The 12,515-nt window shown below is 73.0% G+C and carries 14 protein-coding genes; 3 read left to right on the forward strand and 11 right to left on the reverse strand.

From position 1 onward, the window contains the following. Window position 1: 1 nt before the first annotated feature. Together JSQ78_RS03355 and JSQ78_RS03360 are read right to left on the reverse strand one after the other, a co-directional pair. On the reverse strand, window positions 2-1,363 hold the full coding sequence (locus JSQ78_RS03355; RefSeq protein WP_211449375.1) for a flavin monoamine oxidase family protein: 1,362 nt from the start codon (window positions 1,361-1,363) through the stop codon (window positions 2-4). 72 nt (window positions 1,364-1,435) lie between these two features. Further along, window positions 1,436-2,062, reverse strand: coding sequence for a TetR/AcrR family transcriptional regulator (locus JSQ78_RS03360; protein WP_211449377.1), 627 nt, complete (start codon window positions 2,060-2,062; stop codon window positions 1,436-1,438). 95 nt (window positions 2,063-2,157) lie between these two features. Here JSQ78_RS03360 and JSQ78_RS03365 point away from each other — a divergent pair, with 95 nt between their 5' ends. Both JSQ78_RS03365 and JSQ78_RS03370 read left to right on the forward strand, forming a co-directional pair. After that, window positions 2,158-3,171 carry an agmatine deiminase family protein gene (locus JSQ78_RS03365; protein WP_249295869.1) on the forward strand — a complete coding sequence of 338 codons (1,014 nt, stop codon included), beginning with the start codon at window positions 2,158-2,160 and terminating at the stop codon, window positions 3,169-3,171. Further along, the gene (locus JSQ78_RS03370) at window positions 3,168-5,111 is read left to right on the forward strand and encodes an amidase (protein ID WP_249295871.1); all 1,944 of its coding nucleotides are present in this window, start codon (window positions 3,168-3,170) and stop codon (window positions 5,109-5,111) included. The genes JSQ78_RS03365 and JSQ78_RS03370 overlap by 4 nt, the downstream gene beginning before the upstream one ends. Window positions 5,112-5,329: 218 nt before the next feature. Here the strand turns inward: JSQ78_RS03370 and rsfS are convergent, their stop codons facing one another. The 9 genes from rsfS to rplU form a co-directional block, all read right to left on the reverse strand. Further along, window positions 5,330-5,710 carry a ribosome silencing factor gene (gene rsfS / locus JSQ78_RS03375; RefSeq protein ID WP_211449381.1) on the reverse strand — a complete coding sequence of 127 codons (381 nt, stop codon included), beginning with the start codon at window positions 5,708-5,710 and terminating at the stop codon, window positions 5,330-5,332. A 16-nt stretch (window positions 5,711-5,726) separates the two neighbouring features. Next, window positions 5,727-6,932, reverse strand: coding sequence for a hypothetical protein (locus tag JSQ78_RS03380; protein ID WP_211449383.1), 1,206 nt, complete (start codon window positions 6,930-6,932; stop codon window positions 5,727-5,729). Then, window positions 6,929-7,495, reverse strand: coding sequence for a nicotinate-nucleotide adenylyltransferase (nadD, locus tag JSQ78_RS03385; protein ID WP_021010996.1), 567 nt, complete (start codon window positions 7,493-7,495; stop codon window positions 6,929-6,931). The genes JSQ78_RS03380 and nadD overlap by 4 nt, the downstream gene beginning before the upstream one ends. Window positions 7,496-7,534: 39 nt before the next feature. Beyond that, window positions 7,535-7,729, reverse strand: coding sequence for a hypothetical protein (locus tag JSQ78_RS03390; protein WP_211449385.1), 195 nt, complete (start codon window positions 7,727-7,729; stop codon window positions 7,535-7,537). Between the two features lie 27 nt (window positions 7,730-7,756). Next, complete coding sequence (locus JSQ78_RS03395; RefSeq protein WP_211449387.1) at window positions 7,757-9,004, reverse strand: glutamate-5-semialdehyde dehydrogenase; 1,248 nt, start codon at window positions 9,002-9,004, stop codon at window positions 7,757-7,759. A 9-nt stretch (window positions 9,005-9,013) separates the two neighbouring features. Beyond that, window positions 9,014-9,904, reverse strand: a complete 891-nt coding sequence (gene proB / locus JSQ78_RS03400) for a glutamate 5-kinase (RefSeq protein WP_211449389.1) — start codon at window positions 9,902-9,904, stop codon at window positions 9,014-9,016. Next, window positions 9,901-11,433, reverse strand: a complete 1,533-nt coding sequence (gene obgE / locus JSQ78_RS03405) for a GTPase ObgE (RefSeq protein ID WP_211449390.1) — start codon at window positions 11,431-11,433, stop codon at window positions 9,901-9,903. The genes proB and obgE overlap by 4 nt, the downstream gene beginning before the upstream one ends. Before the next feature lie 68 nt (window positions 11,434-11,501). Further along, on the reverse strand, window positions 11,502-11,756 hold the full coding sequence (gene rpmA / locus JSQ78_RS03410; RefSeq protein WP_211449392.1) for a 50S ribosomal protein L27: 255 nt from the start codon (window positions 11,754-11,756) through the stop codon (window positions 11,502-11,504). A gap of 13 nt (window positions 11,757-11,769) precedes the next feature. Further along, the gene (rplU, locus tag JSQ78_RS03415; protein WP_021010989.1) at window positions 11,770-12,078 is read right to left on the reverse strand and encodes a 50S ribosomal protein L21; all 309 of its coding nucleotides are present in this window, start codon (window positions 12,076-12,078) and stop codon (window positions 11,770-11,772) included. 155 nt (window positions 12,079-12,233) lie between these two features. Between rplU and JSQ78_RS03420 the strand changes: the two genes are divergently transcribed. Further along, window positions 12,234-12,500, forward strand: coding sequence for a DUF4031 domain-containing protein (locus tag JSQ78_RS03420; protein WP_211449394.1), 267 nt, complete (start codon window positions 12,234-12,236; stop codon window positions 12,498-12,500). Window positions 12,501-12,515 lie beyond the last annotated feature (15 nt).

A 12,515-nucleotide genomic window follows, 5' to 3' on the forward strand; every position in this document is an offset into this window, starting at 1 on the left:
TCTAGTCGCCGAGCTCGTCGATGACCTCGTCGGCCGCGGCCCAGCCGCGACGGATCGCGCCGTCGACGTGCTGGTAGCCCTCGGCGGCGATGTCGCTGCACGCCCAGTGCAGGGGGCCGAGCGGCTCGCGCTGCATCGCGCCGTAGCGCGAGAGGCCGCCGATGTCGAAGCTCGCGGCGTAGGCGCCGCGCGTCCACTCCTCTGCGCCCCAGTCGGAGAGGTAGAAGACCTCGGGCTCGAGCGCGCGCGGGCCGAAGTACTCGGCGAGCTGCTCGAGGATCGCGGCGCGCTGCGCCTCCGGTCCGAGCCCGAACGACGCATCCGCCTGCAGGTCGGAGATGAAGGCGACGAGCGTGCCCCGCTCATCCTCGTGGTTCGTGTTGTCGTAGACCTCGTGCACGGGGCTGTGCGGGGCGAAGACCGTGCCCGAGAGCCCGTCCTCGCGCCAGAACGGCGAGGCGTAGACGGCGTGCACCTTGATGACGAGGCCGAGCGAGACGTGCTGGTGCATCTGCTGGTGCAGGCGCGGCAGCGGCGGCTGGAAGTCGATGCGCGAGTAGAGGTTCGGCGGCACCGCGACGACCGCGCGCTTGGCGCGGACGACCACGCCGCCGTCGGCGTGCGCGACGACCCCGTCGGCCGAGTGCTCGAGGCGACGCACGGGCGCGTTCAGCACGACCGAGTCGCCGAGCTGCTCGGCGAGCCGGAGCGAGACCTGCTGCATGCCGCCGACGACGCGGCGGTCGAGGATGAAGTCCTCGTCGACGAGGTTGGCGAAGCCGCCGGCCGAGGCCGCCATGAGCAGCGCCTGCAGCAGGCTGAACGAGTGCGCGGGCTTCGTGAGCATCGCCTCGGCGACGTAGATCGAGACGATCTCGCACGCGGATTCGTCGTCGGACTGGGTGCGGAGCCAGTGGTGCCACGAGATGGCGTCGAACTCCGCCGCCCGCGGGTGCGCCCAGGGCGCGGTCGCGCCGACCTCGGTCGCGAGCCCGTCGAGGATGCCGATCAGGCGCTCGATCTCGGCCTCGGTCTCGGCGCCGGCCGGGAAGATCTCACCCGTGTAGCGGTGGCGCTGCCCCTCGCGGTCGACGTAGATGCTCTCGCCCTCGCGGTAGCGCGCGTAGGTCTCGAGCCCGAGCCGGTCGAGCGTCTCGAGCAGCGCCTCCTGGTCGGGCGAGACCCACTGGCCGCCGATCTCGAGCACGGCGCCGTCGATCTCCCGAGTCCACGTGCGCCCGCCGACGCGGTCGCGCGCCTCGAGCACCGTGACCGTCAAGCCCGACTCGACGAGGCGCGTCGCTGCGCTGAGGCCAGCGGCCCCGGCGCCGATCACGAGGACGTCGCAAGCGCGTTCCAGCATGGTGTCGATCCCTCCGTCGTCGGCGCTGCTCCGCGCCGCGCGAGCGAGTGTCGCACACTATTGGCCAAATGATCAATAGGCGCCGCGCGCGAGCGCCGAGGTGGGGATGCCGAGCAGGCCCGCGACGGTGCGGGTGACGTAGCGCACCGTCTCCTCCTCATGCCCCGCCCACACCGTCGCCTGGGCGCTCAAGCCGTCGGTCGCACCGATGACGAAGCGCGCGAGCGCGAGGGAGTCGGGCGCGCGGAAGGCACCCGAGGCATCCCCCCGCTCGAAGACGCCGGCGACGAAGTCCTCCCACGCCCGCGCCTGGTCGACGAGCGTCGCGGCGAGCTCCTCGTTGCGTCGCGACAGGCTCCAGCCGTCGAGCCAGACGAGCGCGACGTCGCGTCGGTAGTCGCGGATGAGCCCGTGCAGCAGCGCGATCACGCGCTCGACGTCGCCGCCGTCGACGGCCTCGACGCTCGCCCGCACGCTCTCGAGCTCCTCTTGCGCGATGTCGCGGAAGACCTCGGCGACGAGGAGCTCCATGCGGTCGGCGTAGTGCGTCACGAGGCCGGGCGCGACGCCCGCGCGCTCGGCCACCGCGCGCTGCGTGACGGCGCTCAGGCCGGATTCGAGCGCGATCGCTCGCGCTGCGCCGTGCACGTCGGCACGCCGCTCCTCGGGACTCTTCCGGACTCGCTTCACTGGGGTCATTGCTTCCTCGCCGCGACCACAGTAACTTGTCGAGCCAGGCTATTGATCAACCGATCAATACCGATCGCGACGATGGGAGACGGATGTCCTGGCGCATGCCCGTGGAGTCGGACCCGCACGAGCGGCTGTGGATGGCGTTCCCGCACGGCCCGAACGCCGGCGACACGCCCGCTGAGGCCACGGCGGCGCACGAGGCGTGGGCCGCGGTCGCCAACGCCGCGAGCGAGTTCGAGCCCGTGACGATGATCGTCGACGCCGAGGAGGTGGGCGTCGCTCGGCGGCTGCTCTCGAGCGCCGTGACGCTCGTCGAGGCGCCGCTCGACGACGCGTGGATGCGCGACATCGGCCCCACGTTCGTGCTCGACGAGCACGGCAGGCTCGGCGCCGTCGACTGGGTCTTCAACGGCTGGGGCGCGCAGGACTGGGCGAGCTGGGAGCACGACTCGCGCATCGGCGCGATCGTCGCCGACCTCGCCGGCGCCGAGCGCATCCCCTCGGAGCTCGTGAACGAGGGCGGCGCCATCCACGTCGACGGCCGCGGCACCGTGCTGCTGACCGAGACGGTGCAGCGCGACCCGGGTCGGAACCCCGGCATCTCCCGCGCCGAGGTCGAGGCCGAGCTCGCGCGCACGATCGGCGCGACGCATCCCATCTGGCTCCCCCGCGGCCTCACGCGCGACTACGAGCGCTACGGCACGCGCGGCCACGTCGACATCGTCGCGTCGCTCGTCGGCGACGGGCGCGTGCTCGTGCACGAGCAGCGCTCCCCCGAGCATCCCGACCACGCCGTCTCGCGCGACACCGCGAAGCTGCTCGCCGAGGCGGTCGACGCGAGCGGCGCTCGGCTCGAGGTCGTGCCGCTGCCCGCGCCCGCGACCCTCCGCGACGACGAGGGCTGGGTCGACTGGTCGTACGTCAACCACGTGATCGTGAACGACGGCATCATCGTGTGCGGCTTCGGCGACCCAGCCGCCGACCAGGCCGCGCGCGAGGTGCTCGAGGCGGTCTACCCCGGGCGGCGCGCCGTGACGGTCGACGCCCGCGAGCTCTTCGCCCGCGGCGGCGGCATCCACTGCATCACGCAGCAGCAGCCGAGGAGCGCCGCGTGAGCGAGGCGGGCTCGGTGCGCGGAGCGCGGCTCGTCGAGGCGAGCGTGCGCTCGCTCCGGGCCGAGCTCGACGCGGGGCGGACGACCGCGACCGAGCTCGCGGCGCTCACGCTCGCGCGGATCGCCGCGTTCGACGTGGCCGGTCCGCGGCTGAACGCCGTGCCCGTGCTCGCGCCCGACGTCTTCGAGGCGGCCGCGGCCGCCGATGCGAGGATCCGCGCGGGCCGACCCGCGGGGCCGCTCGACGGCATCCCCTTCACCGCGAAGGAGAGCTACTCCGCGCGCGGCATGACCGTCTCGGCCGGCAGCCCGGCGTTCGAGCACCTCGTCGCGGGCGAGGACGCGTTCGCGATCGAGCGGATGCGCGAGGCGGGCGCGGTGCTCATCGGCCTCACGACGATGCCCCCGATGGCGAACGGCGGCATGCAGCGGGGCCTCCGCGGCCGCGCCGAGAGCCCCTACAGCGCCGCGTGGCTCACAAGCGCATTCGGCTCGGGGTCGTCCAACGGCTCCGGCAGCGCGACCGCCGCGTCGATCGGGGTCATCGGGCTCGGTGAGGAGACGTGGTCGTCGGGCCGCGCGCCGGCGAGCTGCAACGCGCTGTGCGCCTACACACCCTCCCGCGGCCTCATCTCGATGCGCGGCAACTGGGCGCTCGTGCCGACCATGGACGTCGTCGTGCCGCACACCCGCTCGATGGCCGACCTGCTCGCGGCGCTCGACGCGCTCGTCGTGCCGGACGAGCGCACCGACGGCGACTTCTGGCGGCAGCAGCCGTGGCTCGACGTGCCGGCCGTCGCCGACGTGCGCCCCGCATCCTTCGCCGCGCTCGAGCCCGCGCCGCTCGCGGGCCTCACGATCGCGGTGCCGCGCATGTACATCGGCGCCGACCCCGACCTCCGCGCCCCCATTCCGACGCGCGAGAGTGTGCTGGAGCTGTGGCGCGCGATGGCCGACGACCTCCGCGCCGCCGGCGCGACGGTCGTCGAGACCGACCTGCCGCTCGTGTCGAACTACGAGGGCGATCGCGACGGCGCCCCGCACCTCCTCGACCGCGGCATCGTGCCGCCGCGCTTCATCGAGAGCGAGCTGCGCGAGCTCGCGGTGTGGGCGTGGGAGGGCTTCCTGCAGCGCAACGGCGATCCCGCCCTGCCGCACCTGCGCGACGTCGACGGCGAGCGCATCTTCCCGCATCCGCCCGGTGCCCTCCCCGACCGCTTCGAGCGCAGCTCGCCCGCGTTCGAGCCTGCGGCGAGCATCGACCTCGCGGAGTTCCCGTCGCTGCCCGTGCCCGAGCTCGAGGACATCCCGGCGATGGCAGCCGGCATCGCGGGGCTCGAGGAGACGCGCCGCCTCGACTGGGACGAGTGGCTCGACGCGAACGGGATCGACGTCGTCGTGATGCCGACGCTCGCCGACGTCGCACCGGCCGACGCCGACACGAACCCGGCCTCGGCCGAGCTCGCGTGGCGGAACGGCACCTGGGTCGCGAACGGCAACCTCGTCTGGCGGCACTTCGGCATCCCGACCGTCACCGTGCCGATGGGCACGATGCACGACATCGGGATGCCCGTGGGACTCACGATCGCCGGCCGACCCTACGACGACGAGCGCCTGCTGCGCATCGGGCTCGCGATCGAGGCGCAGCGGCAGCGGCGCACGGTGCCGCCCAGGACGCCGGAGCTGCCGGCCACGCAGTGGACCGCGCTGCGGGGCACGGGCGACGCCGCCGCGAGCATCGAGCTGCGGGCGACCCGCGACGGCGACGAGCTCGTCGTCACCGGTCGCGCGGCGGGCGAGGCGATCGCGCTCTGGATGGACGGCGCCCAGGTGGAGCCGACGCTCGAGGGCGAGCGCTTCACCGCCCGCGGGCGCGGGCGCATGGTCGTCGCGCTCGTGCGCGCTCGGCGCGGCGACGCGGGCGCGTTCGCGCGGGCCTGAGCAGTCGGGAAGCTCCGCCTCTGAGCGGTCATCCTGGCGCGTGAGCGGTCACTTCGGCGTGTGAGCGGTCACTTCGGCGTGTGAGCGGTCACTTCGAGTGACCGTTCACGCGCGGATTTGACCGCTCACGCGCGGAGCTGACCGCTCACGCGCGGAGTCGACCGCTCACGTGCCGGTGCAGCGCGCGAGCGTGGAGGCGAGGTCAGCGCCGGCGGGCGCTACTCGGCGGTGGCGGGAGCCTCGGGAAGCTGCAGGTCGACGACCGGCGCATCGCGCCAGAGCCGCTCGAGCTGGTAGTAGGTGCGCTCCTCCTCGTGGAAGATGTGCACGACGATGTCGGAGAAGTCGAGCAGCACCCAGCGGCCGTCAGCGCGTCCCTCGCGGCGGATCGGCTTCGCGCCGTCGACGATGAGCGCATCCTCGATGTCGCGCGCGATCGCGCTCACCTGCCGCTCGTTGCGGCCGGTCGCGATGAGGAACACGTCGGTGAGGGGCAGCTGCCCCGAGACGTCGAGCGCCACCTGGTCGACGGCGAGCGCCTTGTCGGCGGCGCGCGCCGCGGCTCGGGCGAGTTCGATCGCCCGCTGATCGGCACTCATCGTGCACTCCTGATGTTCAGAGGATCCCCTGCGAGAGGGCCCAGACGATGACGCCGACGACGCCCGCGACGAACACGCCGGCGCCGGCGCCGATCGCGACCGGGACGACGTTCGTGCGCTGCTTCTGCGGCGCGATCTGCACGCGGGCGTTCGCGTAGGACGAGACGGCCTTCGAGGCGCGCACGGGCGCCGTCTCGGGGCTCGACACCTCACCCTCGGCGACCTCGGCGTCGACGTCGCTGCCGTCGATCGAGGCGCTGCCGCGACCGGACGACGCGAAGCCCTCGGGCACGTCGATCGAGCCGGTGACGAGCAGCCCGTCCTCGCCCTCGAGCTGGAAGTCGGGGCTGTCGGTGCCGGCGGGCAGCACGAGCGCGTTCGCGGTGAAAGACGAGGTGGAGGAGCCGCTGCCGCTCGTCGCGACGCCCTGGTCGCGGAGGTCGGCGATGTGGTGCTCGGACGTGTCGGAGACGACGTTGACGATGACCGGCAGTCGCTGCGACTGGCCGCGGCTCGGCCCCGTCGGGGTCGGCTCCTCCTCGGCCTCGGCGGCGCGCTTGTCCTCGAGCTGCGCGGGGGTCGACTCGGCGACGCGGTGCGCAGAGACCCGCGGCTGCTCGACGATGACCTCGTCGATCTCGAGGCTGTCGAGCTCGTGGTCGTCGACGGTGTCGAGGCCCTGCACGTCGTCGACCTGCACGCTCGAGCGGCGCGCCGACCAGGGTGCGGGCACGGATGCGGTGGGCTGCTGGGCGGGCGGGGCCGGCTCTATCTCGGCCTCGATGACCTCGGCGCGCTCGGCCTCGTCGGCGTCGACCCGATCCATCGCGACGGTCTCGGGCAGGTCGATGGGCGCCTGCTGTGCCGGGGCGGCCTTCTTGCGGCCGAAGAAGCGGCCGAGCGGCTTCGAGGGCTGCGGCGCGGGCTCGGGGGCGAGCTCAGGCTGCGGCGCGAGCTCGGGCTCGGGCTCGGGCTCGGGGGCAGGCTCGGCCTCGGGCGCGTCGACGGCGAGCTGCGCCTCGAGCGGCTGCATCTCCTCCGGCGCCGCCGGGACGCTCGGGGTGGAGTGGCGGCCGAGCCGCTCGGGCTCATCGCTCAGCTGCTCGTGCTCGGCTGCATCGGGAACCGGCGGGACTCCGCCGGTGCGGGCCAGCTCTGCAGCGCGCTCGAGCTCGCGAAGCTGACGCCGGGTGAGCGGGCGCCCCTCGTTCGCATCGGTCATGCTGTCAGTCTCCGGTACAGGTCGTGCTTGCTGATGTATTGAACCACTCCGTCGGGCACGAGGTACCAGACGGGATAGCCGGCGCGAACGCGCGCACGGCAATCGGTCGAGGATATCGCAAGGGCGGGAATCTCCAGCTCCGAGACACGCTCTCGCGGATAGTCCTGCACCGACAGGTGGTGGCCCGGGCGGGTGACGGCGACGAAGTGCGCGAGCTCCCAGAGCTCGTCGGCGTCCTTCCACTCCACGATCGAGGTGAACGCATCCGCCCCGGTGATGAAGAAGAGCTCGGCATCGGGATGCGCCGCACGCACGTCGCGGAGCGTGTCGATCGTGTAGGTGGGCCCGCCGCGGTCGATGTCGATGCGGCTGACGCGGAAGCGCGGGTTGGAGGCCGTCGCGATTACCGTCATGAGGTAGCGGTCCTCGCTGGGCGAGACGTTGCGCTTCTGGTAGGGCTCGCCGGTCGGCACGAAGACGACCTCGTCGAGCGCGAAGTGGTGCGCGACCTCGCTCGCGGCGACGAGGTGGCCGTTGTGGACGGGATCGAACGTGCCGCCCATGATGCCGAGGCGTCGGCGGCGCTCAGCCACGGAGGCGGATCAGGCGTTGCCGTGCACGTCGTGCCGCTCGGAGCGGTGCGCGACGTCGCGGAACGATCGCAGCACGATCGCCGAGATGATGAAGACAGCGGCGGTGATGCCCGCGGCGATGTAGGGCCCGAATGCCGAAGCGGAGTCGCCCTCGGCCTCGAGCGAGGCCTCGAGCAGGGCCGAGGTCAGCGTGATCAGCGTCATGGTGCAAGCCTATCGCGGTCGGATCGGTCAGGCCCGCACCTGGCCGGAGCCCCGCACGATCCACTTCGTGCTCGTGAGCTCCGGCAGGCCCATCGGGCCGCGCGCGTGCGCCTTCTGCGTCGAGATGCCCACCTCGGCGCCGAAGCCGAACTCGCCGCCGTCGGTGAACCGGGTGGATGCGTTGTGCATGACGACTGCGGAGTCGACCTCGGCGAGGAACCTGGCCGCCGCATCCGCGTCGTCGGTGATGATCGTGTCGGTGTGGTGCGTGCCGAAGGCGTTCACGTGCTCGATCGCGGCGTCGAGGTCGTCGACGACGCCGATCGCGACGTCCATCGAGAGGTGCTCGGTCGCCCAGCCGCCGTCGCGGAGCGGCTCGGCGCCGTCGACGCCCGGGAGCGCGCCGTCGGCGTGGATCGTGACGCCCGCCTGCTGCAGCGCGACCGCGATCGTCGGCACGGCGGTCTCGGCGATGTCGCGGTGCACGAGCACGGTCTCGAGCGCGTTGCAGACGCTCGTGCGCTGCGTCTTGGCGTTGAGCACGATGTCGAGCGCCATCGGGAGGTCGGCGGCGCGGTCGACGAAGGCGTGCACGACGCCGGCTCCGGTCTCGATGACGGGCACGGTCGACTCGGTCACGACGCGGTCGATCAGCGCGGCGCTCCCCCGCGGCACGAGCAGGTCGATGAGGCCGCGGGCGCGCATGAGTCGCCCGGCGCCGTCGCGGCCGAAGCGGTCGATCGTCTGCACGACCTCGCGCGGCAGTCCCTCGCCCGCCACCGCATCCTGGATCGCCTCGACGAGCGCGGCGTTCGTGCGCTCGGCGGCCGAGCCGCCGCGGAGCACGACGGCGTTGCCGGAGCCGAGCCCGATGCACGCGAGGTCGACCGTGACGTTCGGGCGCGCCTCGTAGATGACGCCGACGACGCCGAAGGGCACGCGCACCTCGGTGAGCTCGAGCCCGTTGGGCAGCGTGCGCTCCCGCAGCACCTCGCCGATCGGGTCGGGCAGCTCGGCGAGCGCGCGCGCGGCGGCGGCGAGCCCGGCGATGCGGCGCTCGTCGAGCAGGAGGCGGTCGAGCAGACCGTCGGCGAGGCCGCTCGCGCGGCCGCGCTCGAGGTCTTCGGCGTTGGCGGCGAGGATGCGGTCGGTCGCGCGCTCGATCGCGGTCGCGATCGCGCGGATCGCCTCGTGCCGCTGGCCCGCCGGCGCGACGCCGAGCGCGCGGGAGGCCTGCTTCGAGTCGGTCAGCAGCGCATCGAGGTCATCGGCCATGCCTCGATCCTAGGAGCCGCCGCGAGCTCGATCGGGCTGTGCGAGCGCTCTGCCGGTCCCGGAGCCCGGGACGGGCTCCGGCGCTGGGGTCGCGGCAGAGGCACGGACGTGCCTCGGCTCCGAGCTCCACCGCGCGGGGTTCGCCTCGAACTCGGTGCCGAGCCGCTCGCCCGAGAGCAGCCGGTCGAGCAGCGGCGTCGCGGTGACGGTGACCGTGACGCCCGCCTCGGCCGCGAGCCGCGCCGCGTCGACCTTCGTCATCGCGCCGCCCGAGCCGATGTGCGAGCCGGAGGCGCCGAGGCGCACGCCCTCGAGCGGGTCGCCGAAGGGCACGTGCTCGATCGGCTCGGAGCCGGCCTCGTCCGGCGGCGCGGTGCGGAGCGCCTCGATGTCCGAGAGCAGGATGAGCCGGTCGGCGCCGACGAGCCGCGCGACGAGCGCCGCGAGCCGGTCGTTGTCGCCGAACCGGATCTCGTGCGTCGCGACGGTGTCGTTCTCGTTGACGATCGGCAGCATCCGCAGCTCGAGCAGCCGCTCGAGCGCGTTGCGCGCGTTCACGCGGTGCGAGTCGAGCTCCATGTCGGAGGCCGTCAGCAGGATCTGCGCCGCGACGACCTCGTGCCGCGAGAGGCTCCGCTGGTAGCGGTTCATGAGCACGTTCTGCCCGACCGCGGCCGCCGCCTGCTGCATCGGCAGGTCGACGGGCCGCGATTCGAGCCCGAGGTAGGGCATCCCGGTCGAGATGGCGCCGGAGGAGACGAGGATGACCTCGGCCGAGCGGTGGAGCCGGGCGAGGGCGTCGACGAGCGGCTCGATCTGGCCGCGGCGCTCGCCCGAGATGGACGAGGAGCCGACCTTGACGACGACGCGCTCGCCGGCGGTGAGGTCGAGCCGCGTCATCCCTCGTCTTCCCAGCGCTGCACCTCGAAGCCCTCGTCGTCCGTCCACATGCCTGCGTCGCGCTCGGTGCCGAGCTCGTCGCGCGCGGCCTGCTTGGCGTCCATGCGGCGGTGGTACTCGTCGCGCCGCTCGGCGGTCGTGCGCCGGCCGCCCTGATCGAGACGCGGGTCGGTGCCGCGGTTGCCAACGAGCTCGGCGGCCGAGGCGATCGTCGGCTCCCAGTCGAAGACGATGCCGGCGCCCGGACCGATGACGACCGTCGCGCCGGGGACGGCGCCTGCCTTGAGCAGCGCCTCCTCGGTGCCGAGCTTCGCGAGCCGGTCGGCGAGGTAGCCGACGGCCTCGTCGTTCTGGAAGTCGGTCTGCTGCACCCAGCGCTCGGGCTTCGCGCCCAGGATGCGGTACACGGGCCCGGAGTGGGAGCCCTCGACCTTGACCTTGAAGCCGGCCTCGTCGATCGCGCGCGGCCGCAGCACGATCCGCTCGGGCGCGGGCTCGGCGGCCTTCGCCGCGCGGTCGGCCTCGACGATCTCGGCGAGCGCGAACGAGAGCTCGCGCAGGCCCTTGTGCGCGACGGTCGAGATCTCGAAGACCCGGAAGCCCATCGCCTCGATCTCCTCGCGCACGAAGGCGGCGAGCTCCGCGGCCTCGGGCACGTCGATCTTGTTGAGCGCGACGAGCTGCTGCCGCTCGAGCAGCGGAGTCTGGCCCTCGGGCACGGGGTAGGCGGCGAGCTCGCGCAGGATGACCTGCAGGTCGGTCACCGGGTCGCGGCCCGGCTCGAGCGTCGCGCAGTCGATGACGTGCAGGAGCGCCGAGCAGCGCTCGACGTGGCGCAGGAACTCGAGCCCGAGCCCCTTGCCCTCGCTCGCGCCCTCGATGAGGCCCGGCACGTCGGCGATCGTGTAGCGCGACTGGCCCGACTCGACGACCCCGAGGTTCGGGTGCAGCGTCGTGAAGGGGTAGTCGGCGATCTTCGGCCGCGCGGCCGACATCGCGGCGACGAGGCTCGACTTGCCGGCGCTCGGGAAGCCCACGAGCGCGACGTCGGCGACGGTCTTGAGCTCGAGCGTGATGTCGCCCTCGAAGCCCGGCGTGCCGAGCAGCGCGAAGCCGGGGGCGCGGCGCTTCTGGTTCGAGAGCGCGGCGTTGCCGAGTCCGCCCTGGCCGCCCTCGGCGACGACGATCCGCATGCCCGCTTGCGAGAGGTCCGCGAGCTGCTCGCCCGACGCATCCGACACCACCGTGCCGACCGGCACGGGGAGCACGAGGTCGGAGCCCGTCGTGCCCGAGCGGTGGTCGCCCATGCCGGGCTGGCCGTTCTCGCTCGCGCGGTGCGGGTTGCGGTGGTAGCCGAGCAGCGTCGTCACCTGGTTGTCGGCGACGAGCACGATGTCGCCGCCGTCGCCGCCGTTGCCGCCGTCGGGGCCGGCGAGCGGCTTGAACTTCTCGCGCTTGACGGAGACGCAGCCGTGGCCGCCGTTCCCTGCGCGCAGGTGCAGCGTGACCTGGTCGACGAATGTCGCCACGGAGGTCTCCTCTCGATGCGAGAACGGGGCGAGCCGAAGCCCGCCCCGTTCATCGGGTGTGTCTCGTGTCAGCCAGCGGCGACGATGTTGACGACCTTGCGGCCGCCCTTCGTGCCGAACTCGACCGAGCCCGCCTCGAGGGCGAACAGGGTGTCGTCGCCGCCACGACCGACGCCGGCGCCGGGGTGGAAGTGGGTGCCGCGCTGGCGGACGATGATCTCGCCGGCCTTGACGACCTGGCCGCCGAAGCGCTTGACGCCGAGGCGCTGCGCGTTCGAGTCACGGCCGTTGCGGGTGGACGATGCGCCCTTCTTGTGTGCCATGTCTGCGGCTCCCTTACTTGATGCCGGTGACCTTGAGGCGCGTGAGCTCCGAACGGTGGCCCATGCGGCGCTTGTAGCCGGTCTTGTTGCGGTAGTGCTGGATGCGGATCTTCGGGCCGCGCAGGTCGGTCACGACCTCGGCCGTCACCTTGACCTTGGCGAGCGCGTCGGCGTCGGTCGTGACCTTGTCGCCGTCGACGAGCAGCACGGGGGCCAGCTCGACGTTGCCGTTGTCGTCACCGGCGATGCGGTCGACGACGAGCACGGTGCCGACCTCGACCTTCTCCTGCCGGCCGCCGGCGCGCACGATTGCGTACACCACGTTGGATCCTCACTGTTGGAACGACTCCCGGCAGGGCCGGGACGAAGCTTGTAGCGCGCGCAAGGAATTGCGACGAGCGCCAGCGAACAACGATACACGCCGCGAGCCATGCCGGTCAACAGCGCCGCCCCGCGTGGCGGCGCTACCGTGAGCGCATGGCGATCCTGGTGGACGAGCCGCTCTGGCCGAACCACGGCACGATGTGGGCGCACCTCGTGAGCGACGCGTCGCTCGACGAGCTGCACGCGTTCGCGCGCGCGGCGGGGCTCCCGCGGCGCGGGTTCGACCACGATCACTACGACGTGCCCGCCGAGCGCATCGCGGAGCTCGTCGCGATGGGCGCCGAGCAGGTGCCGCCGAAGGTGCTCGTGAAGCGGCTCATCGCGAGCGGGCTGCGCGTCAAGGAGCGGGACCGGCCGTAGCCCGCCCCGCTCCCC

Origin of the sequence: Agrococcus sp. Marseille-Q4369 (assembly GCF_018308945.1) — a bacterium.
Lineage (GTDB): Bacteria > Actinomycetota > Actinomycetes > Actinomycetales > Microbacteriaceae > Agrococcus.

Bases quoted from the DNA above. Each gene is read 5' to 3' on its own strand.
- JSQ78_RS03355 (WP_211449375.1), bottom strand. From the start codon at position 1,363: ATGCTGGAACGCGCTTGCGACGTCCTCGTGATCGGCGCCGGGGCCGCT.
- JSQ78_RS03360 (WP_211449377.1), bottom strand. From the start codon at position 2,062: ATGACCCCAGTGAAGCGAGTCCGGAAGAGTCCCGAGGAGCGGCGTGCC.
- JSQ78_RS03365 (WP_249295869.1), top strand. From the start codon at position 2,158: ATGCCCGTGGAGTCGGACCCGCACGAGCGGCTGTGGATGGCGTTCCCG.
- rsfS (WP_211449381.1), bottom strand. From the start codon at position 5,710: ATGAGTGCCGATCAGCGGGCGATCGAACTCGCCCGAGCCGCGGCGCGC.
- JSQ78_RS03380 (WP_211449383.1), bottom strand. From the start codon at position 6,932: ATGACCGATGCGAACGAGGGGCGCCCGCTCACCCGGCGTCAGCTTCGC.
- nadD (WP_021010996.1), bottom strand. From the start codon at position 7,495: ATGGGCGGCACGTTCGATCCCGTCCACAACGGCCACCTCGTCGCCGCG.
- JSQ78_RS03390 (WP_211449385.1), bottom strand. From the start codon at position 7,729: ATGACGCTGATCACGCTGACCTCGGCCCTGCTCGAGGCCTCGCTCGAG.
- JSQ78_RS03395 (WP_211449387.1), bottom strand. From the start codon at position 9,004: ATGGCCGATGACCTCGATGCGCTGCTGACCGACTCGAAGCAGGCCTCC.
- proB (WP_211449389.1), bottom strand. From the start codon at position 9,904: ATGACGCGGCTCGACCTCACCGCCGGCGAGCGCGTCGTCGTCAAGGTC.
- rpmA (WP_211449392.1), bottom strand. From the start codon at position 11,756: ATGGCACACAAGAAGGGCGCATCGTCCACCCGCAACGGCCGTGACTCG.
- JSQ78_RS03420 (WP_211449394.1), top strand. From the start codon at position 12,234: ATGGCGATCCTGGTGGACGAGCCGCTCTGGCCGAACCACGGCACGATG.